This window comes from Pseudomonas sp. OIL-1 (genome assembly GCF_010669185.1).
Classification (GTDB): domain Bacteria; phylum Pseudomonadota; class Gammaproteobacteria; order Pseudomonadales; family Pseudomonadaceae; genus Halopseudomonas; species Halopseudomonas profundi.
Map to the genome: position 1 here is coordinate 1,547,980 of NZ_CP048629.1, position 25,895 is coordinate 1,573,874.

Here is a 25,895-nt window from a genome sequence, read left to right on the forward strand (position 1 = left end):
ATGAGACACATCATTTCCGTACTTCTGGAAAACGAACCTGGTGCGCTGTCTCGTGTGGTTGGCCTGTTTTCGCAGCGCAACTACAACATCGAAACGCTCACCGTTGCGCCAACTGAAGATCCGACATTGTCTCGTCTGACCCTGACTACCGTCGGCCATGATGAGGTCATCGAGCAGATCACCAAGAATCTGAACAAGCTGATCGAGGTGGTGAAACTGGTCAATTTGTCCGAGGGCGCGCACATCGAGCGTGAGCTGATGCTCGTCAAGATCAAGGCTACCGGCGCACAGCGCGCCGAGGTCAAGCGCACAACCGATATCTTCCGCGGCCAGATCGTTGACGTCACCAGCAGCGTTTATACCGTGCAGCTGGCAGGCACCTCCGATAAGCTGGACAGCTTTATCGAAGCGGTCGGTCCGACGGCGGTTATCGAGGTCGTGCGTACCGGGGTATCTGGTATTGCCCGTGGTGAGAAGGTCCTGAGTATCTAGGGTTTCTGAAATTTGTCAGCAGGGCCCGGCTGGGTCCGCACAGTAACAGGGGAATTACATGCACGTTTTTTATGATAAAGATTGTGATCTGAGCCTAATCCAGGGCAAGAAAGTTGCCGTTATCGGCTACGGTTCACAGGGACACGCCCACGCGTGCAACCTGAAAGATTCTGGCGTAGACGTCACTGTCGGTCTGCGCGCCGGTTCTTCCAGCGTAGCCAAGGCCGAAGCGCATGGTCTTAAGGTCACTGACGTGCCGGCCGCAGTTGCTGCTGCCGATGTGGTAATGATCCTGACGCCTGACGAGTTCCAATCGCAGCTGTACAAGGAAGTAATCGAGCCGAACCTGCAGCAGGGCGCTACTCTGGCCTTCGCCCACGGTTTCGCGATCCATTACAACCAGATCGTTCCGCGCAAGGATCTCGACGTGATCATGGTTGCACCCAAGGCTCCGGGCCACACAGTGCGCACTGAATTCACCAAGGGCGGCGGTATTCCCGACCTGATCGCGATCTTCCAGGACGCTTCCGGCAACGCCAAGAACCTGGCCCTGTCCTATGCAAGCGGGATTGGTGGTGGCCGTACCGGTATCATCGAGACGACTTTCAAGGACGAGACTGAAACCGATCTGTTCGGCGAGCAGGCTGTCCTTTGTGGTGGCGCGGTCGAGCTGGTCAAGGCTGGCTTCGAGACGCTGGTCGAAGCCGGTTACGAGCCAGAAATGGCTTATTTCGAGTGTCTGCACGAGCTGAAGCTGATCGTCGACCTGATGTACGAAGGCGGCATCGCCAACATGAACTACTCGATCTCCAATAACGCCGAGTACGGTGAGTATGTGACCGGCCCTGAGGTGATCAACGCCGAATCCCGTGAAGCGATGCGCAATGCACTCAAGCGCATTCAGAGCGGTGAGTACGCGAAGATGTTCATCGCTGAGGGCGCTCACAACTATCCTTCGATGACTGCTGCCCGTCGTAACAACGCGGCACACCCGATCGAGCAAGTGGGCGAAAAGCTGCGCGGCATGATGCCGTGGATCTCTGCCAACAAGATTGTTGATAAAGACAAGAACTAATCGTTCTGCTTTATTGCACAAGAGAAGCGCGGCCATGGCCGCGTTTTTTTATGCCTGTCCTGTAGCCATTTACAGGGTGAGTTGCCACACTGTCATTTCCGGCACCGTTGTAAGGTAACCACATGAGCGACAATCTAGAACACGACAAGAAGCACGGCGATGAAGAGATACCGAGCCTGCTTTTACCTATCGATGAGCATGTCGAAGAAGAGCACGGGCCTGATGGTAAGAAAATCCGCCATCGTGGGATCTATCTTCTGCCGAACCTGTTTACTACGGCAGCTCTGTTTTCCGGCTTTTACGCCATCATCAGTGCAATGGACGGCAACTTTGCCAACGCCTCGATTGCTATCTTTGTAGCGATGGTGCTGGACGGACTGGATGGCCGCGTGGCGCGTATGACTAACACCCAGAGCGCATTTGGCGCCGAGTTTGATTCGCTGTCCGACATGGTCGCGTTCGGCGTAGCGCCCGGGCTCGTTGCATTCACCTGGGCGTTGGCTGATCTGGGCAAGGCGGGTTGGGTTTTCGCATTCATCTACGTCGCTGGAGCGGCGCTGCGTTTGGCGCGTTTCAACACCCATATTGGCGATGAAGACAAGCGCTACTTTACCGGGCTGGCGAGCCCATCCGCGGCGGGTCTCGTTGCGGGTATGGTGTGGGCGCTGAGTGACTTCGGCGTCGATGGTGGTGATATCGCCTTGTTGGTGGGGTTGATTACCGCGCTGGCTGGTGTGTTGATGGTCAGCAATATCAAATACCACAGTTTCAAGGATCTGGATCTGAAGGGGCGAGTGCCATTTTTCGTTATTCTGCTGGTCGTGCTCGGCTTTGCAGTGGTATCGACTGATCCGTCACGCATCCTATGGCTGATCTTCATCGCTTATACCATATCCGGTCCGATTTTCATGTTGTGGAGGCTGCGTAAACAGGGCGGTTCAGGTGCAAAGTCGGAGTCGGGCGAATCATAGTCTGAGAAAACTGTTGACGCTCAATCTCAAGCGCCTATAATGCGCCTCTCTCAAGTCATGGCGCTACGGAATAAGCGCTTTGCAATCAATAAGTTAGCGATAATTTAGGGGTTGACAGGCTGGAGAGAAGGCGTAGAATGCGCCGCTCTGCGAAGGCTGGATGGATCGGTTGTTCGCAGCGATGAGTGAAGCTCATCAAGGTTTACGGAAGGTGTTGACAGCGAGCCTGGCTCCTGTAGAATGCGCCTCCCTGGCACGGAACAGCAACGCTGTTCAGGCCATTCAGGCAGCAAGTGAAGCAGCAAAAATACTTCACAAAATTGCTTGACGGATCAGAAGGTTAGCGTAGAATACGCGGCCTTGGCAAGGCGGAAACGCCGGCCGAATCGCTCTTTAACAATCTGAATCAAGTAATTCGTGTGGGTGCTTGCTGAATTGCTCGATGATCGCAAGATTATCAGCCAAGCAAGTAACTCTGTGAATTCATCGAGTTTATTTGTAAACGCTGAGCCAAGTTTAGGGTTTTCTCAAAACCCAAGCAGTTTTTAAACTGAAGAGTTTGATCATGGCTCAGATTGAACGCTGGCGGCAGGCCTAACACATGCAAGTCGAGCGGTAGAGAGAAGCTTGCTTCTCTTGAGAGCGGCGGACGGGTGAGTAATACCTGGGAATCTGCCTGATAGTGGGGGATAACGTCCGGAAACGGGCGCTAATACCGCGTACGTCCTACGGGAGAAAGCAGGGGATCTTCGGACCTTGCGCTATCAGATGAGCCCAGGTCGGATTAGCTAGTTGGTGGGGTAATGGCTCACCAAGGCGACGATCCGTAACTGGTCTGAGAGGATGATCAGTCACACTGGAACTGAGACACGGTCCAGACTCCTACGGGAGGCAGCAGTGGGGAATATTGGACAATGGGCGCAAGCCTGATCCAGCCATGCCGCGTGTGTGAAGAAGGTCTTCGGATTGTAAAGCACTTTAAGCCGGGAGGAAGGGCTGACGCCTAATACGTGTCAGTTTTGACGTTACCGGCAGAATAAGCACCGGCTAACTCTGTGCCAGCAGCCGCGGTAATACAGAGGGTGCAAGCGTTAATCGGAATTACTGGGCGTAAAGCGCGCGTAGGTGGTTCAGTAAGATGGGTGTGAAATCCCCGGGCTCAACCTGGGAACTGCTTTCATAACTGCTGAACTAGAGTACGGTAGAGGGTAGTGGAATTTCCTGTGTAGCGGTGAAATGCGTAGATATAGGAAGGAACACCAGTGGCGAAGGCGACTACCTGGACTGATACTGACACTGAGGTGCGAAAGCGTGGGGAGCAAACAGGATTAGATACCCTGGTAGTCCACGCCGTAAACGATGTCAACTAGCCGTTGGGAACCTTGAGTTCTTAGTGGCGCAGCTAACGCACTAAGTTGACCGCCTGGGGAGTACGGTCGCAAGATTAAAACTCAAATGAATTGACGGGGGCCCGCACAAGCGGTGGAGCATGTGGTTTAATTCGAAGCAACGCGAAGAACCTTACCTGGCCTTGACATGCTGAGAACTTTCCAGAGATGGATTGGTGCCTTCGGGAACTCAGACACAGGTGCTGCATGGCTGTCGTCAGCTCGTGTCGTGAGATGTTGGGTTAAGTCCCGTAACGAGCGCAACCCTTGTCCTTAGTTACCAGCACATAATGGTGGGCACTCTAAGGAGACTGCCGGTGACAAACCGGAGGAAGGTGGGGATGACGTCAAGTCATCATGGCCCTTACGGCCAGGGCTACACACGTGCTACAATGGGCGGTACAGAGGGTTGCCAAGCCGCGAGGTGGAGCTAATCCCGAAAAACCGTTCGTAGTCCGGATCGGAGTCTGCAACTCGACTCCGTGAAGTCGGAATCGCTAGTAATCGCGAATCAGAACGTCGCGGTGAATACGTTCCCGGGCCTTGTACACACCGCCCGTCACACCATGGGAGTGGGTTGCACCAGAAGTAGCTAGTCTAACCTTCGGGAGGACGGTTACCACGGTGTGATTCATGACTGGGGTGAAGTCGTAACAAGGTAGCCGTAGGGGAACCTGCGGCTGGATCACCTCCTTAATCGATAGATCTCGGCACTCTTCAAGCACTCACACGAATTACTTGATTCAACAGAAAGGCGATTGGGTTGCAGCGCTTTGTGCTGCAAGGTACCCGAGATAATTGGGTCTGTAGCTCAGTTGGTTAGAGCGCACCCCTGATAAGGGTGAGGTCGGCAGTTCGAATCTGCCCAGACCCACCAATTGTCGAGGTGCGACGGTTCTTAAAGGGGCCATAGCTCAGCTGGGAGAGCGCCTGCCTTGCACGCAGGAGGTCAGCGGTTCGATCCCGCTTGGCTCCACCAAGACAGACCGACGTACCGAACGCAATGACAACGCCTTAGCTGGACCTAGAGTTCATACATGAATGATCACCGATGGGTGGATCATTGATGTCTGGTCTTTAATAACCAGCCGCTCTTTAAAAATTTGGGAAAGTGATAGAAGTAAGACAAGACATAGCACTGTGTTTCACTGCACAGGGTTATGGCTAAGGTAACTTGTAATCTCAACGCAAGTTCCGGATTGTCGTGAAATCATGTCGATATAACATGTGACTTCGATCGGTCGCGCTGGCAACAGCAAGATTGTTTGGGGTTATATGGTCAAGTGAATAAGCGCATACGGTGGATGCCTTGGCAGTCAGAGGCGATGAAAGACGTTGTAGCCTGCGATAAGGTTCGGGGAGCTGGCAAACAAGCTATGATCCGGACATTTCTGAATGGGGAAACCCACTTGGCATAAGCCAGGTATCACACACTGAATACATAGGTGTGTGAGGCGAACCGGGGGAACTGAAACATCTAAGTACCCCGAGGAAAAGAAATCAACCGAGATTCCCCAAGTAGTGGCGAGCGAACGGGGAGCAGCCCTTAAGCAGTTTAGAGTTTAGTGGAACGCCCTGGAAATGGCGGCCGTAGTGGGTGATAGCCCCGTACACGAAAGGCTCTTAGCTGTGAAATCGAGTAGGACGGCGCACGTGAAACGTTGTCTGAACATGGGGGGACCATCCTCCAAGGCTAAATACTCCTGACTGACCGATAGTGAACCAGTACCGTGAGGGAAAGGCGAAAAGAACCCCTGTGAGGGGAGTGAAATAGAACCTGAAACCGTATGCGTACAAGCAGTGGGAGCGGACTTGTTCCGTGACTGCGTACCTTTTGTATAATGGGTCAGCGACTTATATTCTGTGGCAAGCTTAACCGTATAGGGGAGGCGTAGGGAAACCGAGTCTTAATAGGGCGTTTAGTCGCAGGGTATAGACCCGAAACCGGGCGATCTATCCATGGGCAGGTTGAAGGTGCCGTAACAGGCACTGGAGGACCGAACCGACTACCGTTGAAAAGTTAGCGGATGACTTGTGGATAGGAGTGAAAGGCTAATCAAGCTCGGAGATAGCTGGTTCTCCTCGAAAGCTATTTAGGTAGCGCCTCGTGTATCACCACTGGGGGTAGAGCACTGTTTGGGCTAGGGGGTCATCCCGACTTACCAACCCCATGCAAACTCCGAATACCAGTGAGTGTCAGCACGGGAGACACACGGCGGGTGCTAACGTCCGTCGTGAAAAGGGAAACAACCCAGACCGTCAGCTAAGGTCCCAAAGTTATGGTTAAGTGGGAAACGATGTGGGAAGGCTTAGACAGCTAGGAGGTTGGCTTAGAAGCAGCCATCCTTTAAAGAAAGCGTAATAGCTCACTAGTCGAGTCGGCCTGCGCGGAAGATGTAACGGGGCTCAAACCATACACCGAAGCTACGGGTTCATCGTAAGATGAGCGGTAGAGGAGCGTTCTGTAAGCCTGTGAAGGTCAATTGAGAAGTTGGCTGGAGGTATCAGAAGTGCGAATGCTGACATGAGTAACGACAATGGGAGTGAAAAACTCCCACGCCGGAAGACCAAGGGTTCCTGCGCAACGTTAATCGACGCAGGGTGAGTCGACCCCTAAGGCGAGGCCGAAAGGCGTAGTCGATGGGAAACGGGTTAATATTCCCGTACTTCTAGTTACTGCGATGGGGGGACGGAGAAGGCTAGGCCAGCAAGGCGTTGGTTGTCCTTGTTTAAGGCGGTAGGCTGGGATCTTAGGTAAATCCGGGATCCTAAGGCCGAGAACCGATGACGAGTGTTCTTTTAGAACGCGAAGTGGTTGATGCCATGCTTCCAGGAAAAGCCTCTAAGCTTCAGGTAACTAGGAATCGTACCCCAAACCGACACAGGTGGTCAGGTAGAGAATACCAAGGCGCTTGAGAGAACTCGGGTGAAGGAACTAGGCAAAATGGCACCGTAACTTCGGGAGAAGGTGCGCCGGCTAGGGTGAAGGATTTACTCCGTAAGCTCTGGCTGGTCGAAGATACCAGGCCGCTGCAACTGTTTATTAAAAACACAGCACTCTGCAAACACGAAAGTGGACGTATAGGGTGTGACGCCTGCCCGGTGCCGGAAGGTTAATTGATGGGGTTAGCTTCGGCGAAGCTCTTGATCGAAGCCCCGGTAAACGGCGGCCGTAACTATAACGGTCCTAAGGTAGCGAAATTCCTTGTCGGGTAAGTTCCGACCTGCACGAATGGCGTAATGATGGCGGCGCTGTCTCCACCCGAGACTCAGTGAAATTGAAATCGCTGTGAAGATGCAGTGTATCCGCGGCTAGACGGAAAGACCCCGTGAACCTTTACTATAGCTTTGCACTGGACTTTGAATTTGCTTGTGTAGGATAGGTGGGAGGCTTTGAAGCGTGGACGCTAGTTCGCGTGGAGCCAACCTTGAAATACCACCCTGGCAACTTTGAGGTTCTAACTCTGGTCCGTTATCCGGATCGAGGACAGTGTATGGTGGGTAGTTTGACTGGGGCGGTCTCCTCCCAAAGAGTAACGGAGGAGTACGAAGGTGCGCTCAGCACGGTCGGAAATCGTGCGTAGAGTATAAAGGCAAAAGCGCGCTTGACTGCGAGACCAACACGTCGAGCAGGTACGAAAGTAGGTCTTAGTGATCCGGTGGTTCTGTATGGAAGGGCCATCGCTCAACGGATAAAAGGTACTCCGGGGATAACAGGCTGATACCGCCCAAGAGTTCATATCGACGGCGGTGTTTGGCACCTCGATGTCGGCTCATCACATCCTGGGGCTGAAGCCGGTCCCAAGGGTATGGCTGTTCGCCATTTAAAGTGGTACGCGAGCTGGGTTTAGAACGTCGTGAGACAGTTCGGTCCCTATCTGCCGTGGACGTTTGAGATTTGAGAGGGGCTGCTCCTAGTACGAGAGGACCGGAGTGGACGAACCTCTGGTGTTCCGGTTGTCACGCCAGTGGCATTGCCGGGTAGCTACGTTCGGAAAAGATAACCGCTGAAAGCATCTAAGCGGGAAACTTGCCTCAAGATGAGATCTCACCGGGAGCTTGACTCCCCTGAAGGGCCGTCGAAGACTACGACGTTGATAGGCTGGGTGTGTAAGCGTTGCAAGGCGTTGAGCTAACCAGTACTAATTGCCCGTGTGGCTTGACCATATAACACCCAAGCAATTTACGGTGTTATACAAGACACCGATTGAACGACAGTCTGGAACTGCAGAGATCACAGTTGCCACCTTGTCTGAGCTTCTATCACGCTCCCAACCCTTTACGCCGTGTGGACTAAAAAACGCACAGCAACGAATTGCTTGACGACCATAGAGCATTGGAACCACCTGATCCCATCCCGAACTCAGAAGTGAAACGATGCATCGCCGATGGTAGTGTGGGGTCTCCCCATGTGAGAGTAGGTCATCGTCAAGCGCTTATACCGAGAACACCCCGATCTGGAGACAGGTCGGGGTGTTCTTTTATGCGCCTGGGAAATAGCTTCGGGCAGCTGGGAGGACATACCGAAGCGTGGAGGTGCCCATCCAGGCTTCAGCTGCTAACGGGGCTCTTCCTATGGTCTTGATTGCGTCGGTTTTACGAGTCTCCTTGTAGTCTTTTCCTACCGTCTATCAAGTTACTCAGCGACGGTGCAACTCGGCGCTCTCACTCTCCTATGCGGTATACTGCCTGGATATTTCCATTGTGCGCCCACCATTGCGCCGGGCTTGATACTGAGGAGACTGCGATGGACCAGGATCGCGTTATTATCTTCGACACGACTCTTCGTGACGGTGAGCAGAGCCCCGGCGCGTCGATGACGGGTGAGGAAAAGCTGCGGATCGCCAAGGCGCTGGAAAAGCTTAAGGTCGATGTAATCGAAGCCGGCTTCGCGATCGCCAGTCCCGGCGACTTCGAAGCGGTCAAGGCCATCGCCGATAACATCAAGGACAGCACTGTTTGCAGTCTCGCTCGTGCGGTGGAAGCGGATATCGAGCGCGCAGCCGAGGCTCTCGGAGGCGCTAACGCAGGTCGCATCCATACTTTTATCGCGACCAGCCCGATACATATGCAACACAAGCTGCGCCTGGAGCCGAACCAGGTGCTTGAGCAGGCAGTGCACGCTGTCAAGCATGCCCGTAATCTCTGCGCCGACGTTGAGTTTTCCTGCGAAGATGCCGGCCGCTCGGAAATCGACTTCCTGTGCAGGATTATCGAAGCGGCTATCAATGCCGGCGCGCGTACCATCAATATCCCGGACACCGTTGGGTATTCCATCCCTCACCAGTTTGGCGAGACGATTCGCCAGATCATCGAGCGGGTCCCCAATTCCGATCAGGCTATCTTTTCCGTGCATTGTCATAATGACCTGGGCCTGGCAGTGGCCAACTCACTTGCGGCGGTATGTGCGGGTGCCAGACAGGTGGAATGTACGATCAATGGCCTTGGTGAGCGGGCAGGTAATGCCGCACTTGAAGAAATCGTCATGGCGATCAAGACGCGCCAGGACATTCTCGGTGTGCATGCCGGTATCGTGACCGAAAACATTCTCAGCGCCTCACGTCTTGTCTCCGGGATCACCGGTTTTCCGGTGCAGCCGAACAAGGCAATTGTCGGTGCCAACGCGTTCGCCCACGAGTCGGGTATCCATCAGGACGGTGTGATCAAGCATAGGGAAACCTATGAGATCATGAGCGCTCAGTCAGTTGGTTGGCATACCAATCGCTTGTCGCTCGGAAAGCTCTCGGGGCGTAACGCGTTCCGCAGTCGTCTGGATGAGCTGGGCATTCGGCTGCCAGGCGAAGCTGAGCTGAACGCTGCCTTTAGCCGCTTCAAAGAGTTAGCAGACAAGAAGCACGAGATCTTTGATGAAGATCTGCAAGCGCTGGTCTCGGACACGCTCACCGAAGCAGTCGAGGACATCAAGCTGGTCTCTCTTGACGTCGCGTCGCGCACCGGGGAGACACCCATAGCCCAGGTAACAGTGAATGTTGATGGGGCAGATCGTGAGGCGCAATCGGAGGGCTCTGGCCCAGTGGATGCTGCATTCAAGGCGATCGAGAAAATTGTTCAGTCTAACGCGATGTTGCAGCTGTATTCGGTCAATGCCATTACTCAAGGCACTGATTCTCAGGGTGAAGTGACGGTCAGGCTGGAACGAGCCGGCCGTATCGTCAATGGCAATGGCGCTGATACCGATATTGTGGTCGCCTCGGCCAAAGCCTATATCAATGCTCTTAACCTGATTCAGGCGGGTGCGCTCAAGGCGCACCCGCAAGCGGCAGGCGTTTAATGCTTGAGCAAACCCGACTGTCCTATCTGGAGGCCATGGGGGTAGCCAACTGGGTGCCCCGCGATGTGCTGCCTAACGCAGCGCAACGCGCCGCCGCCGATATTCCTTTTCCTCCGGCGCAGGCTACGCCCGAGCGCATAGAAGCATCGGCAAAGGTCATTTCAGACGTCGTCAGTCCCGAGGTAGAGGCGCAACCTGTCAGGAAGCGGGTGCCTATTCCCGTGCCGCGCCCCGGTGGTGCAGCCAAAACCCCGGTAGTTGAGACAACTGAATCCGTGGCTGCACCTGTCGAGCCAACTGCCCCAGCAGTACCTGTGCGCCCTTTTTACATGCAGCTTTGGTTGGCAGGCTCTTGTGCGTTGCTGATTGAAACGGAGGAACCTGGATTGGAAAGCTCCTCTGCTACGTTCCGGTTGCTCAATGAAATTCTGCGCGCGGCGCAGTTGCCGACACCAGCCAGGCTTTACGCTGACTTTCATTGGCCACTGACCCGGAATCGTCAGCTTGATAACAGTGCAGTGGCGGCCAGCCAGGGGCTACAGGCGTTCATGCAAGCACGCCTGGAGTCTCAACAGATCGGCTCTATCGGCTGTTTTGGAGCCCACACCATATTACTCAGCGATCCCGATGCTGAGTCCATCGCAGCCCTCGCCGGTCGGATCGAGTCGATTGAGCAGCTTCCCCCCGCATGGTTTGTGCCCTCGCTGGAGGATCTGATGGCCGAGCCTGAGGCGAAGCGCCGGCTCTGGCATTTTCTTAAACGCATAAAGTCGCATTGGACGCCAGTGAATGTCTGATTTGTATTTTCGCCCGATGGGTGAGAGTGACGTCGATACAGTACTCGATATCGAATGTTCTGCTTTTTCGCACCCCTGGACGCGCGGTATCTTCCTTGATTGTATTCGCTCCGGTTATGAATGCTGGGTTTCGTTCGAGGGCAATACGCAGGTAGGTCACGGCGTGTTGTCGGCAGCCGCTCAGGAGTCGCACCTGCTGAACCTGACAGTGCGGCCCGACTGCCAGGGCCGGGGCTATGGCCTGAGAATGCTGGAGCAGCTAATGGAGCGCGCCAAATACCGGGACGCAGAAGTGGCTTTCCTTGAAGTCAGGGAATCCAACATTTCGGCGATTCGCTTGTATGAGAACTTTGGCTTCAATGAGATTGGGCGTCGACGTGGTTATTACCCGGCAGCACAGGGCCAGGAAGATGCTTTGGTCATGGCATTCTCGTTGCTGGATTAAGCGTTTCGCCGGGGCCGGTCGCTTCATGAGTCATATCAATTACAACAGGTAAATGCATGCACGACCTCACGCAACTGTTCCAGAACAACCGTGAATGGGCCGAAGCCATCAAACTGGAGGATCCGGAGTTTTTTACCAAGCTGGCGGGCCAGCAGGCGCCCGAGTTTCTCTGGATAGGCTGCGCAGATTCCCGCGTGCCCGCCAATGAGATCGTTGGTTTGCTTCCGGGGGAATTATTTGTTCATCGCAACATTGCCAACGTCGTGCTGCATACGGATCTGAACTGTCTTTCCGTAATGCAGTTCGCCGTGGATGTACTCAAGATCAAACACATCATCGTCACCGGTCACTATGGCTGTGGCGGCGTCAAGGCGGCGATGAGCAACACACAGTTGGGCCTGAGTGACGGCTGGCTAAGAACCATTCGCGACCTGTATTTCGAGCAACGCGAACGGCTGCGTCTGATTGAAGACGAAGAGACTCGCCTGGACCGCATGTGTGAAATGAACGTAATTCGTCAAGTGGCCAACGCCAGTCATACCAGCATTGTTCAGAACGCCTGGCACCGCGGTCAGCCGTTGGCCGTTCACGGTTTCATTTACGGAATCAAGAATGGCCATCTGAAAAACCTCGACGTGACCGTGACGGGGCCGGAGCAGATACCCGAGCAATACCGCCTCAGCCCACCCTAATGCGAAACGAGCGATCCTGGGCGGTAGCCGGCCTGGTGATCTGCACTCTGGCCTGGGCTGGAAATGCACTGGTAGCCAGGGCAACCGCAGGTGAGCTACCGCCCATAGGCTTGTCGTTCTGGCGTTGGACCACCGCTCTGGCACTACTGCTGCCTTTTACTGTTCGTGGGCTATGGCAGCACCGCGAGGTGTTGCTCACGCGATGGAAGCATGTCGTAGTGCTCGCGACACTGAGCATCTCCTCCTATAACACCTTGCTTTACCAGGCCGCACAAAGCACCACGGCGATCAACCTGACCCTGGTGAACACCGGCTTGCCCGTCGCCGCGTTTATCTGGTCCGTATTGTTGTTGCGGATCTGGCCCAGCGTGCTGACGCTGCTTGGTACGCTGTTGTCCTTCCTTGGTCTGCTGGTCATTCTCGGCAACGGACAACCCGAGCGGCTGCTGTCTCTGGCATTTAATCGGGGCGACCTGATCATGGTTGTGGCGGTCTTATGCTGGGGTCTGTATTCGGTGTTATTACGGCATTGGATGCTACCGATGCCCGGACTGATTCAGTTGGCTGCTCTGCTTATTTGCGGCGTGCCACTCTTGCTGCCGTTCTATTTGTGGGAATACAGTACGACGGGTGGAATGCCCCTGACGATCCAGGCTGTGGGCGCGGTGGGCTATACCGCAGTTTTCGCCTCTCTGCTCGCTTACTGGGCCTGGAATAACGGCGTTCGAGTGCTGGGGCCAGCCACCGCCTCGTTGTTCAGTTATCTGATGCCCGTATTTGCGGCCTTACTCGGTATGCTGATCCTGGGCGAGCAGTTGCAGTGGTTTCATTTTGCTGGCGGAGCGCTGACCTTCCTTGGTCTGGTTCTGGCCACTCGACCGGGGCACGCCAGATAGCTAGACCGGCCGATTATCTGTCTTTCAACTGATACTCATCAGGCTCGCGTTGCCCCCGGCCGCAGCAGTGTTAATGCTGAGCGAGCGTTCGATGTACAGGCGTTCGAGCGCTATCTGCCGGTCCCCCGGCGCGTATCCGCTCACACCGATGATGGGTCCGCTGCGTTGCGCCAGTAGTTTGCACAGCTCGCGAAGCTGATCGGAGTCGCCATGGTGCAAGACAGCTTCGAACTCAACGCTATCGTCCTCCCAGTTCGTTGTGCTCTCGATCCTTGCCTGTACCGGAGCGGGGAGACATGCAAGCAGATCCCGGCTGGTTTGGTCCTCCGGCCAGATTGAGGTACAACCGACAGCAAGCAGCGCAGCCAATTGAATCAGGCGGTCCTGCTGGTCGTCAGCCAGGCACAATACGCGTTCACGCGGCAGTATCGTATAGGTATTGCGCTCGCCCGTCGGGCCCGGCAATACGCGTGTCAAACCACTCTGCGACAGAGACGCAAAGGCGTCGCAGGCGTCAACCAATTCGGAGTTGTTCTGTTCGCTAGCCCAGGCCCGAAGCGCTTGTGCCGGAAGGTCTATGCGCGCGGCCAGGCGTTCACGCATGCGTGCTTCGGTTTCGCCTTCGCTACCCATGCGCTCGAAGGTTGGTGCTGCGCCCTGGGCAGGGCAGCTCGATAACAATCGATACATATACAGCGGGCCGCCGGCCTTGGGGCCGGTGCCGGATAGTCCTTCGCCACCGAAGGGCTGCACGCCCACCACGGCGCCGACGATATTGCGGTTGACGTAGAGGTTGCCGACACGCGCTTTGTTCACCACCTGCTCGATGGTCTCATCTATGCGCGTGTGTACTCCGAGCGTCAGTCCGTAACCGGTGTGATTGATCTGATCCAGGAGGTTCGAAAGGTCTTCGCGGCGATAGCGGAGCACGTGTAATACCGGGCCGAATACCTCGCGTTGGAGCTCATCCAGATTCTCGATTTCGATCAAGGTCGGAAGTACAAAGGTTCCCCGGCTCAAAGCATCGGGCTCATGCCGGCCCGCCTGTACGACGCGACGGCCCTTTTCACGCATCTCGTTGATATGGCGCTCGATTGTGATCCTGGCTTCAGCATCGATCACAGGGCCTACATCAGTAGCGAGGTTCCCCGGGTCGCCGACACTATAGCCGGCGAAGGTGCCTTCGAGCATGCGCAGCAGACGTTCAGCTACGTCGTCCTGTACGCACAATACGCGCAGCGCCGAACAGCGCTGGCCTGCGCTATCAAAGGCCGAATCGACCACGTCGGCTACGACCTGTTCGGTCAGGGCGGACGAATCGACAATCATGGCGTTCTGGCCGCCCGTTTCAGCTATCAAGGGAATCGGGCGTCCCTGTGCATCCAGTCGACCGGCCAGATTTTGCGAGATGACGCTTGCGACTTCGGTTGAGCCGGTAAACATCACGCCTTTGATGCGCTCGTCGCTTACCAGCACGTTACCCAGTGCCGCGCCATCGCCTGGAAGCAGCTGGACTGCCCCTTCGGGTACGCCGGCCTGGAGCAGGAACTGGATAGCCTGAGCGGCGACAAGCGAGGTCTGCTCAGCCGGTTTGGCTATTACCGTATTACCGGCGGCCAGTGCAGCCACCACCTGACCGGTAAAGATTGCCAGCGGGAAGTTCCAGGGGCTGATGCACAGCACCGTACCCAGTGGACGGTGAGTGTCGTTGTTGAAGTCCTCACGGGCTTGCCGCGCATAGAAGCGCAGGAAGTCGACTGCCTCGCGAACTTCGGCAATACCGTTGGAAAAGGTTTTACCGGCTTCGCGGGCCAGCAGGCCGAGCAGAGGCTCGATGTGCGACTCCATCACATCAGCGGCTCGCTCGAGGATAGCGGCACGTTCCGTCGGGGGGGTTGCTTGCCAGATAGGCGCTGCGATCTCGGCGGCCTGCAGCGCATCGCGTGCCTCCTGCTCGGTCGCGTTGCGTACCTGGCCCACGCAGTCGCGCAGATCTGCCGGATTGCGCACGTCCTCCCATTTCCCCTCGGCGACAGGGCAGCCAAGCATGGGCTGGGCGCGCCACTGTTGCTGGGTGCTGGCCAGAAGCGCGCTGGACAGCGAGGCGAGGCGCTGCTCATTGGACAGGTCTATCCCGCTGGAATTGGCGCGTCCTTTCCCGTACAGGTCGCGCGGCAACGGAATACGCGGATGCGGAAGCCCCAGTGTCCCTTCACTGACTGCGGACTGTTGCACAGTAACGATAGGATCCTCGACCAGTTCACTGATGGACACTGAGCGATCAGCAATGCGATTGACAAAGGACGTATTGGCACCATTCTCGAGAAGCCGGCGCACAAGATATGCGAGCAATGTTTCGTGGGTGCCTACGGGGGCGTAGATGCGGCACGGACGATTCAGTTTGCCCTCAGCAGTCTTGCCGACCACCTGGTCGTAAAGCGGTTCGCCCATGCCGTGCAGACACTGGAACTCGTATTGCCCGGGGTAATAATTCTGTCCAGCCAGATGGTAGATGGTCGCCAGCGAATGCGCATTGTGGGTGGCAAACTGTGGATATACCGCGTCCGGTGCCGCCAGCAATTTACGGGCGCAGGCTATATATGAAATGTCGGTGTACATTTTGCGGGTGAACACCGGATAACCCTCAAGCCCCTCAAGCTGAGCGAACTTGATCTCGCTGTCCCAATAGGCGCCTTTGACCAGACGGATCATCAGGCGGTGGGCGCTGCGGCGTGCGAGGTCGATCAGGAAATCGATCACATAGGGACAACGTTTCTGATAAGCCTGGATGACGAAACCGATCCCGTTCCATCCGCGAAGGTCGGGGTCGAAACACAGCCGCTCGAGTAGATCGAGGGAAAGCTCCAGGCGGTCGGCTTCCTCGGCGTCAATATTGATGCCTATGTCGTAATGGCGTCCCAGGCGGACCAGCTCCAGTAGTCGAGGATAGAGTTCGTCGATGACCAGGTCATACTGTGCGCGGCTGTAGCGCGGATGCAGGGCGGATAGCTTGATGGAAATGCCCGGCCCCTCGTAGATGCCGCGGCCATTTGAGGCTTTGCCGATGGCGTGGATGGCCTGCTCGTAGGAGGTCATATAGGCGCGGGCGTCCTCGTCAGTCATCGCCGCTTCGCCGAGCATGTCGTAAGAGTAGCGGAACCCCTGTGTTTCCAGTCTGGATGCGTTGGCTAGCGCCTCGCCGATGGTTTCGCCGGTCACGAACTGTTCGCCCATCATCCGCATGGCCATATCCACGGCCTTGCGGATGACTGGTTCACCGCTCTTGCCGATGATGCGATTGAGTGAGCGGGTCATGCCTGCTTCGTTATGTGTCGACACCAGTCTGCCGGTGACCAGCAGCCCCCAGGACGCAGCGTTGACAAACATCGATGGGCTGTTTCCCAGATGCTGCTGCCAATTGCCGTTGCTGATCTTGTCGCGAATCAGCGCGTCGCGGGTACCCTTGTCCGGAATGCGCAACAGCGCCTCGGCCAGGCACATCAGCGCTACGCCTTCCTGGGAAGATAACGAGAATTCCTGGAGCAGCCCTTGCACCAGTCCGGCTCGGCCGCTGGCACCTTTGCGTGCGCGGAGCTGCTCGGCGAGCCGGTAGGCCAGTTCGTGGCTGGATTTGGCAAGCTGTTCCGGGACGCGCGCCTGCTCCAGTAACAGCGGCACAATTTCCGGTTCTGGCCGGCGATAGGCTGCCGTGATGGCTGCGCGGAGTACTGGTTGCGGCAGAATGCTCTGGGCAAACTCGAGAAACGGCTGGAAGGAATGTTCTGATAGTTGATCGATAGCGCTGGTGTCGCCAGCACCGATGCGCTGAGCCAGGGCAGCAAGTTCGGGCATTTCCACGCCACGTTCCAGGGTTTCTAGGTAGCTGAATATCGCCTGCTTGATGAGCCAGTGCGGCGTGCGATCGATGCGCGCAGCAGCGTCTTTCAATCGGGTACGGGTGGCTTCGTCCAGTTTTACGCCGAGTGTGGTGTTGGCCATGCGCTTGTGCTCCGTTAACCGACTCCAGGCAAGCAGTCAGTATTGGTCAAAAACGCAAATTAAGCTAAAGGTGCAACCGGGTGCAACCGGTATCGGACGAATGAGAAGTGTGCTTCTGGGCAAAGTGATATGAGCGCGCCTTGGTGATCGCAGTGGGTCTATGACGAGTGCGGTGCGTATCGCGCGGGAGAATTGGATGTCAGGCTTGAAAAGGCTTCGGGGAAAGAAGATCGGTCAACGCAATAAAAAAGGGCCTAGCCGAAGCTAAGCCCTTGAAACGGTTGGTGGCTACACCTGGACTTGAACCAGGGACCCCAGCATTATGAATGCTGTGCTCTAACCAACTGAGCTATGTAGCCATCCGAGGCGCGCATTATTCCCATCTGGGTAATTATTGTCAATAGTCAGCGCGCGTCGTTTCCTTAAATTTTCAACCGCTTAGCCCAGCCACAACCGGAATTGTTGATCTTCCGGCCGGCCAGGTTGCAGTCAATAGAGCAATGTTAACCAGAAGCTTCGGTTGCAGTTTGCTGTGGGGGAGTCTGGAGGTTGATATCGGGCAAGCTGCCGCCAATGAACTCCACGCTGCGCGTCGGGAAAGCAAACTCTACGTTCATGGATTCCAGGCCCTGCATGATGCCGAGATTGATCTCCTGCTGAATGTCCATGTACTCGTTGTAATCGGCGGTCTGGACGATATGAACCACTTCGAAGGTGAGCTGGCTGTCGTCGAAGGCGAAAAAATGCGCCCGGTCGAACTTGGTTTTGTCGACCTCTGTAATGACGCGGCGCACCATCTGGCCGACTTCCCTGACGTCCCTGGCTGAGGTGCGATAGCTGATCCCGAAACGGAACACGATGCGGCGCGTCTGCATGCGCTTGTAGTTATGCAGCGTCTGCGAGAGAAGGTCGGCATTGGCACAAACGATCTGCTCACCGCTGAGGCTTCGAATGCGGGTGGTCTTCAGGCCGATGTGCTCGATATTGCCTGCCACCTCGCCGAATACCACGAAGTCACCGATCTCGAAGGGTTTGTCGATACCGATCGACAGGGAAGCGAAAACATCGCTCAGCAACGTTTGCACGGCGAGCGCGATAGCGATGCCCCCCACCCCGAGACTGGCAACCATCGCCGTGATGTCGACGCCGAGATTGGCCAGAATCGATAGCAGCATCATTGTCCATACGACGATGCGTATCATGATCCCGATGATCGTGGTGGTTACCGGGTTGCGTGCCTTGCCATCCCGGGTCAGGCTTTCTGTCCAGAGACGTACTGCCATGTCCAGCCAGAGCGCCACCTGGAAGGCGAGGGCAATAAACCACCCGTGGGACATGGCATCTTCCCAGCGCGGGGAAAGCTCGACCACTTTCAAGCCGATCAGTAGGGAAAAGGCGAGCACCAGCAGGCGGCTGGTGTTGCGTAACAGCTGCGCAGCAAAGAAATAGCTCTTGGCACGTTTCCGCTTGGACAGGGAATCGAGACGGCTACTGATAATCCGCAGCGCAGCGGAAAGAATAAGGTAACTGACAATGGTGACGGAAAGCAGAACGACCAGATTGAACAGAAGTTCGTTATTCCAAAAAACGTCCCAATTCATGCGTTGGATTCCCCTGGATACTTAGGCAAGACAGCATGAGTTCTGGCGGCCATGCCGCCGATTAGTTCCTTAATTGTGCCGCGGACGCTGCGGGTGGATCCGGAAAGTCGGGGCGGCCAGAGGTGTTTGCCGCAGGCATAAAAAAGCCGCCCGGAGGCGGCTTTGCATAGAGGCTCTTGCTTAAACGTTGAAGCGAAAGTGCATGACGTCGCCATCCTTGACGATGTATTCCTTGCCCTCCAGGCGCCACTTGCCTGCTTCCTTGGCACCGTTCTCGCCGTTGTACTTGATGAAGTCGTCATACGCGATAACTTCGGCGCGGATGAAGCCTTTTTCGAAATCCGTATGAATGACTGCGGCAGCCTGGGGTGCGGTGGCTCCCACCTTTACGGTCCAGGCACGCACTTCCTTGACGCCTGCGGTGAAGTACGTCTGCAGATTCAGCAATTCATAGCCGGCACGGATCACGCGATTCAACCCGGGCTCTTCCATGCCGATCGCTTCGAGAAACATGTCCTTCTCTTCGCCATCATCGAGTTCAGCGATCTCTGCTTCGATCTTGTTGCAAACCGGTACGACCAGAGCGCCTTCCGCTTCGGCGATGCTGCGTACAACATCGAGGAGGGGGTTGCCTTCGAAGCCGTCTTCGGCGACGTTGGCAATGTACATGACGGGTTTGCTGGTGAGTAGGTGGAGACTTTTGATCAGTTTCTTTTCGTCATCGGCCAGATCTTTCAGCAGCGAGCGCGCAGGTTTGCCTTCGGAGAAGTGCGGGATCAGCTTTTCGACCAGGGCCTTCAGTGCCACGGCTTCCTTGTCACCGCCTTTGGCGTTGCGGGTGACGCGCTGAAGTTGCTTCTCGCAACTGTCGAGGTCGGCAAAGATCAACTCCAGATCGATGATTTCGATGTCCCGCTTGGGGTCGACTGTATTGGAAACGTGGATAACATTCTCGTCTTCAAAGCAGCGCACCACATGGGCAATGGCATCGGTCTCGCGAATGTTGGCCAGGAACTGGTTACCCAGGCCTTCGCCCTTCGACGCGCCCTCCACCAGGCCGGCGATATCAACGAACTCCATGGTGGTAGCGAGAACCTTTTGCGGCTTGACGATGGCCGCCAGGGCGTCCAGACGCGGATCGGGCATGGGCACGATGCCGCTGTTCGGCTCGATGGTGCAGAAGGGAAAGTTTTCAGCGCCGATGCCGGCTTTGGTCAAGGCATTGAACAGGGTGGATTTGCCTACGTTAGGCAAGCCGACAATACCGCAATTGAAACCCATACTGGTGTCCTCTGCCGCGTTCGCGGCGGATAAATGATTCAGGCTTTGAAACTGTGGAGGCGGCGAATGACCGCCGTCCAGTCACCGGCTAGCATGCCGGGGAGTTCACGTACGGCTTCGTCGATGCAGGCGTCGAGCAGATCCTGCTCGGCGCGGGGCGCGCGGCCCAGTACGAATCCCGTAACCTGAGAACTGTGACCAGGATGTCCGATCCCCAGGCGCAGGCGGTGGAAGGTATTCTGGTTGCCCAGGCTGGCGATAATGTCGCGTAGCCCGTTGTGTCCGCCGTGACCGCCACCCTGTTTGCATTTAACCACGCCGGGGGGCAGGTCCAGCTCATCATGAGCGACCAGGATCTCTTCCGGAGCGATGCGATAGAAGCCGGCCAGTGCGGCAACAGCCTGGCCACTGCGGTTCATGAAGGTGGTGGGAATCAACAGACGAACATCCTGACCGGACAGGTTGAGGCGGCCGGTCAGGCCGAAGAACTTGCTCTCGTGGCGCAGCGCTACGTTATGCCGGTCCGCGAGACGCTCAATAAAAAGGGCGCCGGCGTTGTGGCGGGTCAGTTCATATTCAGGTCCAGGGTTTCCCAGACCGACCATCAACTTGATTCCCTGCGTCACAACGGGCGCCCTCCAGAAGACTCAGCAGCGATTATTCCGCTGACTCTTCGCCTTCTCCAGTAGCCTGGTCATCTTCAGCGGCAACGCGCGGAGCCATGACATTTACAACCGGCAGGTCGTGATCAGCACCCAGCGCCAGGCTGGGGATGGTTACGCCTTTTGGCAGCTTCAGATCGGACAGGTGAATCACTTCGCCCAGCTTGAGATTGGCGAGATCAACATCGATCGCTTCTGGCAGATCCTTCGGCAGGCAGGTGATTTCAATTTCAGGCAGGTTGCGGAAAATCATGCCGCCTTCCTGCTTGACGCCGTGGCAAGTGTCTTCGTTGAGGAAGTGCAGCGGAACCTGAACGTTAACCTTGTGACCGGCTACAACACGCAGAAGATCGACGTGCATGATGCGCGGCTTGGAAGGATGGCGTTGCAGTGCCTTGAGCAGAACGTCCTGCTTCTTGCCATCAACATCAAGCGAGATGATGTGCGAGTAGAAGGCTTCGTTTCCGAGCGCCTTGTTCAGCTGGCGTGTTTCCAGCGAGATACTTTGCGGTTCCTTGTTGCCACCGTAAACAATGGCAGGTACCAGATCAGCGATACGACGCAGGCGGCGGCTCGCACCTTTCCCCAGGTCGTTACGCTCTTTCGCATTCAGTGTGAAGTCGACCATATGTAGTCTCCTTGCTAAGCATCCGGGCATTTGCGACCAACGCGTCGGATGAATGATGAAAACCCGGCCGAAATGGCCGGGCTGTGTGTATCAGTACCTGTTCCTTAACGGAACATTGCGCTGATGGATTCTTCGTTGCTGATGCGACGCATCGCTTCGGCAATAATCGGTGCCATGTCCAGCTGGCGGATGCGGTCGCAGCTTTCTGCGGCGGCGGACAGCGGGATGGTATTGGTCACGACGAGTTCGTCGAGCATGGACCCGTTGATATTTTCGATCGCCTTGCCCGACAGGATCGGGTGGGTGCAATAAGCGGATACACGGGTAGCGCCAAAATCCTTCAAAGCCTTGGCTGCATGGCACAAGGTGCCGGCGGTGTCGACCATGTCGTCAACCAGGATGCAGTTGCGGTTTTCCACATCACCGATGATGTGCATGACCTCGGACTGATTGGCCTTGGGGCGACGCTTGTCGATAATCGCCAGGTCCACGCCGAGGGATTTCGCCACCGCCCGGGCCCGGACCACACCGCCGATGTCCGGAGAAACGATCAGCAGGTTGTCCATACGCTGATCCTGGATGTCGTCGATCAGCACCGGGGAACCGTAGATGTTATCCACCGGAATGTCGAAGAAACCCTGAATCTGGTCGGCATGCAGATCAACGGTCAGAACGCGGTTGACGCCCACCACGTCGAGCATGTCGGCCACTACCTTGGCGCTGATGGGCACGCGAGCGGAGCGCGGACGGCGATCCTGACGGGCGTAACCAAAGTAGGGGATGACTGCAGTAATACGTGAGGCGGAGGAGCGGCGCAGGGCATCAGCCATGACCACCAGTTCCATCAGATTGTCATTGGTCGGTGCGCAAGTCGGCTGGATTATGAAGACATCCTTGCCGCGCACGTTTTCGTTGAGTTCAACACTGACTTCGCCATCGCTGAAGCGGCTGACAGATGCATCACCAAGGGGGATATGCAATTGACGCACGACGCGTCGTGCCAGATCGGGGTTGGCGTTCCCCGTGAAAACCATCATCTTGGACACGCTGCAATACCTTTCTGGGTAGTGGTCGTTGCGAATGAGCCGGGATGCCGACAACGGGCTAGGGTGCCTGGTCGGTGAGATCGACTCAAGATGTAATGATTGCTGCCGGGAAAATGGCAGGGGCGGCTGGATTCGAACCAACGCATGGCAGGATCAAAACCTGCTGCCTTACCGCTTGGCTACGCCCCTGTAACTGTCCGGATGCAAAGGTTGCATCCTTCTTACGCCGCTTTGTAAAGCAACTGGTGTAACGGTGATCTGTTACATCCCTTTGCAACAAAGGTTTGCAGTGTGGCTGGCAACCGGGCGCGAACTTTATCAGCTTCACGTCTATTTGGGAAGGCCCCAAATAAGCAACTGCCAGATCCGGTCATCTTAGCTTCACAATAATTGTTTAGCAAGATCAACGCGTTACGTATTTCAGGATAACGCGCTTCAACAACAGGCTGCAGGTCATTTCGACCTCCGTGCCTCCGGAAGGCCGCTAATGTAATGGGCGGCGTATCACGCGTCAACCTCTGATCCGAAAAAATTTCTGCGGTACTGACCTGGCAGGGCGGGGCCACTACCAGATACCAGGGCTCCTCCAGGTCGACCGGAGTCAGTTCCTCGCCGATTCCTTCGGCCCAGGCTGCCTGGCCGCGTACGAACACCGGTACGTCGGCGCCCAACTGCAAGCCTAGCTCAGCAAGCTGCTCGAGGTTCAAGCCTGTCTCCCATAAATGATTCAGCCCCAGCAGTGTTGTGGCGGCGTCGGAGCTGCCGCCGCCGATACCGCCGCCCATGGGCAGAAGTTTGTCCAGGCGAATGTCGGCGCCATGGGTGCAGCCGCTGGTCTGTTGCAGCAATCGGGCCGCTCTGACAACCAGGTTGTCTTCGACGGGTACGCCGGGGAGCTCTGGCTGAAGGGTTATGCCGCCGTCTTCCCGCGCAGCGAAGTGCAGCGTGTCGCCATGGTCGAGAAACTGGAACAGGGTCTGCAACTCGTGGTAACCGTTTGGCCGGCGACCTGTTACGTGCAGGAACAGATTCAGCTTGGCTGGCGCCGGGAGACTCAGGGGTGTAGTGATCATTCGGAAAGCTCGGGATCCCATTGCGTAATAATCAGAGTGAGCAGGATATCGTGCCCGGCCAGCTGCATGCGCTGCGGCAACTCGATTCCATCAACATCCTGATAGCGGCTGTATTCAATGGTCCAGCCTGATTGTTGCAGTCGAGCCAGCCGGCTCTCAATATCCAGCTGCAGTCGGCTAGGGCTATCCGGTGCTGGCAGACCGCGGACCCACCAGAGTAAATGCTCGACAGGCAGGCGCCAGCCAATCTGCTCTTCCAGCAGATCTTCTGCCGTGGCCGCGTGCATGGGTTCGCGCCCGGCAATCTCCAGTGTCACGCCTGCAGGCGTGCCGACTATCTGGGTCGCGCCCCGTCCGAGTGGGCCGGACAGGCGGATGTCATAGCTTTCCCGCTGCTGCAGCCAGAGCAGGGTGCCACTGCCGGATTGCTCGGGCGAGCGCATGCCCAGTTTACCCTGCAACGTCCAGCTGACGATGGGTTCGACGGACTGGCGATGGGCTTTCCAGGCGGCAGCGTCGCCCCCGAACTCAAGAGTCTCGCGCTTGTGTAAATTACCGCAGGCGCTCAGCGCCACAGCCACACAGACCAGCGTGGCGACACGTATGAATGGGTTCATCAGCGGGCTCCCAGGCGTTCTCGGGTCGAACGGATCAGTTCTCCTTCCGCTTCGTTCTCTACGGCTTCGTTCCAGACTGCGCGGGCTTCGGCCTTGCGGCCTTGTTTCCATAGCACCTCTCCGAGGTGCGCTGCGACTTCCTGGTCGGGAAATTCGCGATATGCCTGACGTAACAGCTCCTCAGCCTTGTCCAGATTGCCGAGCCGGTAATGTACCCACCCCAGGCTGTCTGCGATGGCTGCATCATCCGGTTCGAGGCGGTGCGCCCGCTCGATCAACTCCAGGGCTTCGTCGAGGCGCTCGTTGCGATCGGCCAGGGTGTAGCCCAGGGCGTTCAGTGCCATGGCATTATCCGGCTCGCGCTCAAGAATGGCCCGCAGATCCCTCTCCAGCCCCGCGGGGTCGCCGAGTTTTTCCGAGACCATGGCGCGCATGTAGAGCAGGTTGGTGTGTGCCTCGAATTCCTGCAGGGCTTCGTTGATACGGTCCAGGGCGCGTTGAGGATGCTCGTCGAACAGGGCCTCGATTTCGATCAGATACAGCTGCAGCTGATGGTCGGGATAGGCCAGACGATCTGCTGCCAGGGTAACGGCCAGCCTGTCCGGGTTATCACGCTCGATCAACACACGGCTGATCTGCAGGCGCGAAGTTAAAAATTCGTTGCCATCATCGATGCTCTGCCAGGTGCGCAGGGCATCTTCCTGGCCGCCGGATTCCTGGTAGGCGAGGCCAAGGTGGTACAAACCGGTGCTGTTGCCGGGCGCGATGTCGGTCAGGCGCTCCAGGTACTCGATAGCCGTGTCAGGGTCGCCACTTTCCAGGTTCACCAGCCCCAGTGCCAGCAGCAACTCAGCATCATTCGGGTTCTGCTCTACAAGCAGGGCAAACTGGGCTGCGGCCGCTTCCAGGTCATCGTTCGCTACCAACAGTCGAGCGAGCAACAGGCGCATGCGTGTGTCGTCCGGAAAACTGATCAGGCCGTCCTGCAATGTAGAAATGGCTTTCTGCGTTTCGCCCTGTTCGGCCAGCAGGCGCGCGTGCAGCATCACCGGGGCTGAGGCGGTGTGTGCCGCCGGGTTCTTTTCGAGCAACGCCAGGGCTTCGGCTTGACGATCTTCCTGTTGCAGTAACAGGGCAGTGGCAAACACCAGTTGGGCGTTCTGCGGATTTTTCTGTTGTAACTGCTGCAGGCTTTCCAGCGCAGCCTGGCGCGTTGCGGAGTCGGTCTGTGCGGCGGCGAGGGCAAGAAAATCAAAATGCGTTTCGCCGTGCAGGGCGAGCACCTTTTCCATCATCGCCATGGCGCGTTCATGGTCACCGGCCCTGGCCTGTTGTAAGGCGGCGGCGCGCAGCGCTTCAGGATCTTCTGGCTTCACCTCCACCCATAGCAGCGCCATTTCCAGTGCCGGCTGCTGCGCGCCCAGAAACTCCGCCACCTGCATCGCGCGCTGAATGATGCCGGGGTCGCGGGTGATTCGAGCTTGCTCCAGGTAATTGTTCAGCGCGACGTCGAAGCGGTTTCGTTGGCCGGCGATCTCTGCGCTGAGCAGAGCGAACAGCGTGTCCTGGCTGAACTGGCCGTATACTATGGGCGGCTCCGGTTCTGGCTGCTGCGAGATCGCTTCCTCAGGGGCTATAGGCTGAGGCGATGGTTGCGGCGAGTTGCCTGTGGCAGCACAACCGGAGAGCCAGAGCCCGAATGCCGTGACCAGCAAGGGATAGGTGTAGAAAGCCTTCATTGACAAGGACGCTCGAATCGTTACAGGCGGGAGGCTCATCATGACACAGGATGCGGCGCAAGCCCAAAGCCGCACCGGGTGAAAATGCCAGCCATTGTCTGGGCGAGATGCGTCTCGGCGGCTTTCCAACTTTGTCTGGTAGATGCATTCGGGCGATGGGGCCATACGCTGCGGTTGCGGAAATCCCCGCGGGAATTGATC

The 25,895-nt window shown here is 56.7% G+C and carries 17 protein-coding genes, 4 tRNA genes and 3 rRNA genes; 13 read left to right on the top strand and 11 right to left on the bottom strand.

Annotated elements, in window-relative coordinates; all coding sequences use genetic code 11:
* The 13 genes from ilvN to G3M63_RS07315 all read left to right on the top strand — a co-directional run bounded on the left by ilvN (position 1) and on the right by G3M63_RS07315 (position 13,048).
* Complete coding sequence (gene ilvN, locus G3M63_RS07255; protein ID WP_150301401.1) at positions 1 to 492, top strand: acetolactate synthase small subunit; 492 nt, start codon at positions 1 to 3, stop codon at positions 490 to 492.
* Between the two features lie 58 nt (positions 493 to 550).
* Positions 551 to 1,567, top strand: a complete 1,017-nt coding sequence (gene ilvC / locus G3M63_RS07260) for a ketol-acid reductoisomerase (RefSeq protein ID WP_150301400.1) — start codon at positions 551 to 553, stop codon at positions 1,565 to 1,567.
* 122 nt (positions 1,568 to 1,689) lie between these two features.
* Entirely contained in the window at positions 1,690 to 2,538 is an 849-nt protein-coding gene (gene pssA / locus G3M63_RS07265) for a CDP-diacylglycerol--serine O-phosphatidyltransferase (protein ID WP_150301399.1), read from the top strand.
* A gap of 547 nt (positions 2,539 to 3,085) precedes the next feature.
* A 16S ribosomal RNA gene (locus G3M63_RS07270) occupies positions 3,086 to 4,622 on the top strand.
* A gap of 104 nt (positions 4,623 to 4,726) precedes the next feature.
* Positions 4,727 to 4,803, top strand: a tRNA-Ile gene (locus tag G3M63_RS07275).
* A 26-nt stretch (positions 4,804 to 4,829) separates the two neighbouring features.
* Positions 4,830 to 4,905: transfer RNA gene (locus G3M63_RS07280), tRNA-Ala, on the top strand.
* Positions 4,906 to 5,203: 298 nt separating this feature from the next.
* A 23S ribosomal RNA gene (locus G3M63_RS07285) occupies positions 5,204 to 8,093 on the top strand.
* Between the two features lie 151 nt (positions 8,094 to 8,244).
* Positions 8,245 to 8,360, top strand: a 5S ribosomal RNA gene (rrf, locus tag G3M63_RS07290).
* Together the 16S, 23S and 5S rRNA genes with 2 tRNA genes alongside form the textbook arrangement of a ribosomal RNA operon.
* 313 nt (positions 8,361 to 8,673) lie before the next feature.
* Entirely contained in the window at positions 8,674 to 10,218 is a 1,545-nt protein-coding gene (locus tag G3M63_RS07295; RefSeq protein WP_163982336.1) for a 2-isopropylmalate synthase, read from the top strand.
* Positions 10,218 to 11,015, top strand: coding sequence for a hypothetical protein (locus tag G3M63_RS07300; protein ID WP_150301383.1), 798 nt, complete (start codon positions 10,218 to 10,220; stop codon positions 11,013 to 11,015). The genes G3M63_RS07295 and G3M63_RS07300 overlap by 1 nt, the downstream gene beginning before the upstream one ends.
* Entirely contained in the window at positions 11,008 to 11,460 is a 453-nt protein-coding gene (rimI, locus tag G3M63_RS07305; protein WP_163982338.1) for a ribosomal protein S18-alanine N-acetyltransferase, read from the top strand. The genes G3M63_RS07300 and rimI overlap by 8 nt, the downstream gene beginning before the upstream one ends.
* 56 nt (positions 11,461 to 11,516) lie before the next feature.
* Positions 11,517 to 12,152, top strand: a complete 636-nt coding sequence (can, locus tag G3M63_RS07310) for a carbonate dehydratase (protein WP_150301381.1) — start codon at positions 11,517 to 11,519, stop codon at positions 12,150 to 12,152.
* Complete coding sequence (locus G3M63_RS07315) at positions 12,152 to 13,048, top strand: DMT family transporter (RefSeq protein WP_163982340.1); 897 nt, start codon at positions 12,152 to 12,154, stop codon at positions 13,046 to 13,048. Before can ends, G3M63_RS07315 begins: the two co-directional genes overlap by 1 nt.
* A gap of 24 nt (positions 13,049 to 13,072) precedes the next feature.
* On the opposite strand, the gene putA is transcribed toward G3M63_RS07315, so the two are convergent.
* The 11 genes from putA to G3M63_RS07370 all read right to left on the bottom strand — a co-directional run bounded on the left by putA (position 13,073) and on the right by G3M63_RS07370 (position 25,694).
* Positions 13,073 to 17,047, bottom strand: coding sequence for a trifunctional transcriptional regulator/proline dehydrogenase/L-glutamate gamma-semialdehyde dehydrogenase (gene putA / locus G3M63_RS07320; protein WP_163982342.1), 3,975 nt, complete (start codon positions 17,045 to 17,047; stop codon positions 13,073 to 13,075).
* 282 nt (positions 17,048 to 17,329) lie between these two features.
* Positions 17,330 to 17,406: transfer RNA gene (locus G3M63_RS07325), tRNA-Met, on the bottom strand.
* 144 nt (positions 17,407 to 17,550) lie between these two features.
* Positions 17,551 to 18,648, bottom strand: coding sequence for a mechanosensitive ion channel family protein (locus G3M63_RS07330; protein WP_163982344.1), 1,098 nt, complete (start codon positions 18,646 to 18,648; stop codon positions 17,551 to 17,553).
* A 180-nt stretch (positions 18,649 to 18,828) separates the two neighbouring features.
* Positions 18,829 to 19,929: a redox-regulated ATPase YchF gene (gene ychF, locus G3M63_RS07335; protein ID WP_163982346.1), complete on the bottom strand. Its 1,101-nt coding sequence runs from the start codon at positions 19,927 to 19,929 to the stop codon at positions 18,829 to 18,831.
* Between the two features lie 38 nt (positions 19,930 to 19,967).
* A complete protein-coding gene (gene pth, locus G3M63_RS07340) occupies positions 19,968 to 20,534 on the bottom strand; it encodes an aminoacyl-tRNA hydrolase (RefSeq protein WP_163984205.1) in 567 nt (188 codons plus the stop codon).
* 52 nt (positions 20,535 to 20,586) lie between these two features.
* A complete protein-coding gene (locus G3M63_RS07345) occupies positions 20,587 to 21,219 on the bottom strand; it encodes a 50S ribosomal protein L25/general stress protein Ctc (protein ID WP_163982347.1) in 633 nt (210 codons plus the stop codon).
* 104 nt (positions 21,220 to 21,323) lie between these two features.
* Complete coding sequence (locus G3M63_RS07350) at positions 21,324 to 22,265, bottom strand: ribose-phosphate pyrophosphokinase (RefSeq protein ID WP_150301375.1); 942 nt, start codon at positions 22,263 to 22,265, stop codon at positions 21,324 to 21,326.
* 114 nt (positions 22,266 to 22,379) lie between these two features.
* A tRNA-Gln gene (locus G3M63_RS07355) sits at positions 22,380 to 22,454 on the bottom strand.
* Positions 22,455 to 22,486: 32 nt separating this feature from the next.
* On the bottom strand, positions 22,487 to 23,338 hold the full coding sequence (gene ispE / locus G3M63_RS07360) for a 4-(cytidine 5'-diphospho)-2-C-methyl-D-erythritol kinase (RefSeq protein ID WP_163982349.1): 852 nt from the start codon (positions 23,336 to 23,338) through the stop codon (positions 22,487 to 22,489).
* Positions 23,335 to 23,955, bottom strand: a complete 621-nt coding sequence (lolB, locus tag G3M63_RS07365; protein WP_163982351.1) for a lipoprotein insertase outer membrane protein LolB — start codon at positions 23,953 to 23,955, stop codon at positions 23,335 to 23,337. Before lolB ends, ispE begins: the two co-directional genes overlap by 4 nt.
* Positions 23,955 to 25,694 carry a tetratricopeptide repeat protein gene (locus G3M63_RS07370; protein WP_256670006.1) on the bottom strand — a complete coding sequence of 580 codons (1,740 nt, stop codon included), beginning with the start codon at positions 25,692 to 25,694 and terminating at the stop codon, positions 23,955 to 23,957. The genes lolB and G3M63_RS07370 overlap by 1 nt, the downstream gene beginning before the upstream one ends.
* Between the last annotated feature and the right edge of the window lie 201 nt (positions 25,695 to 25,895).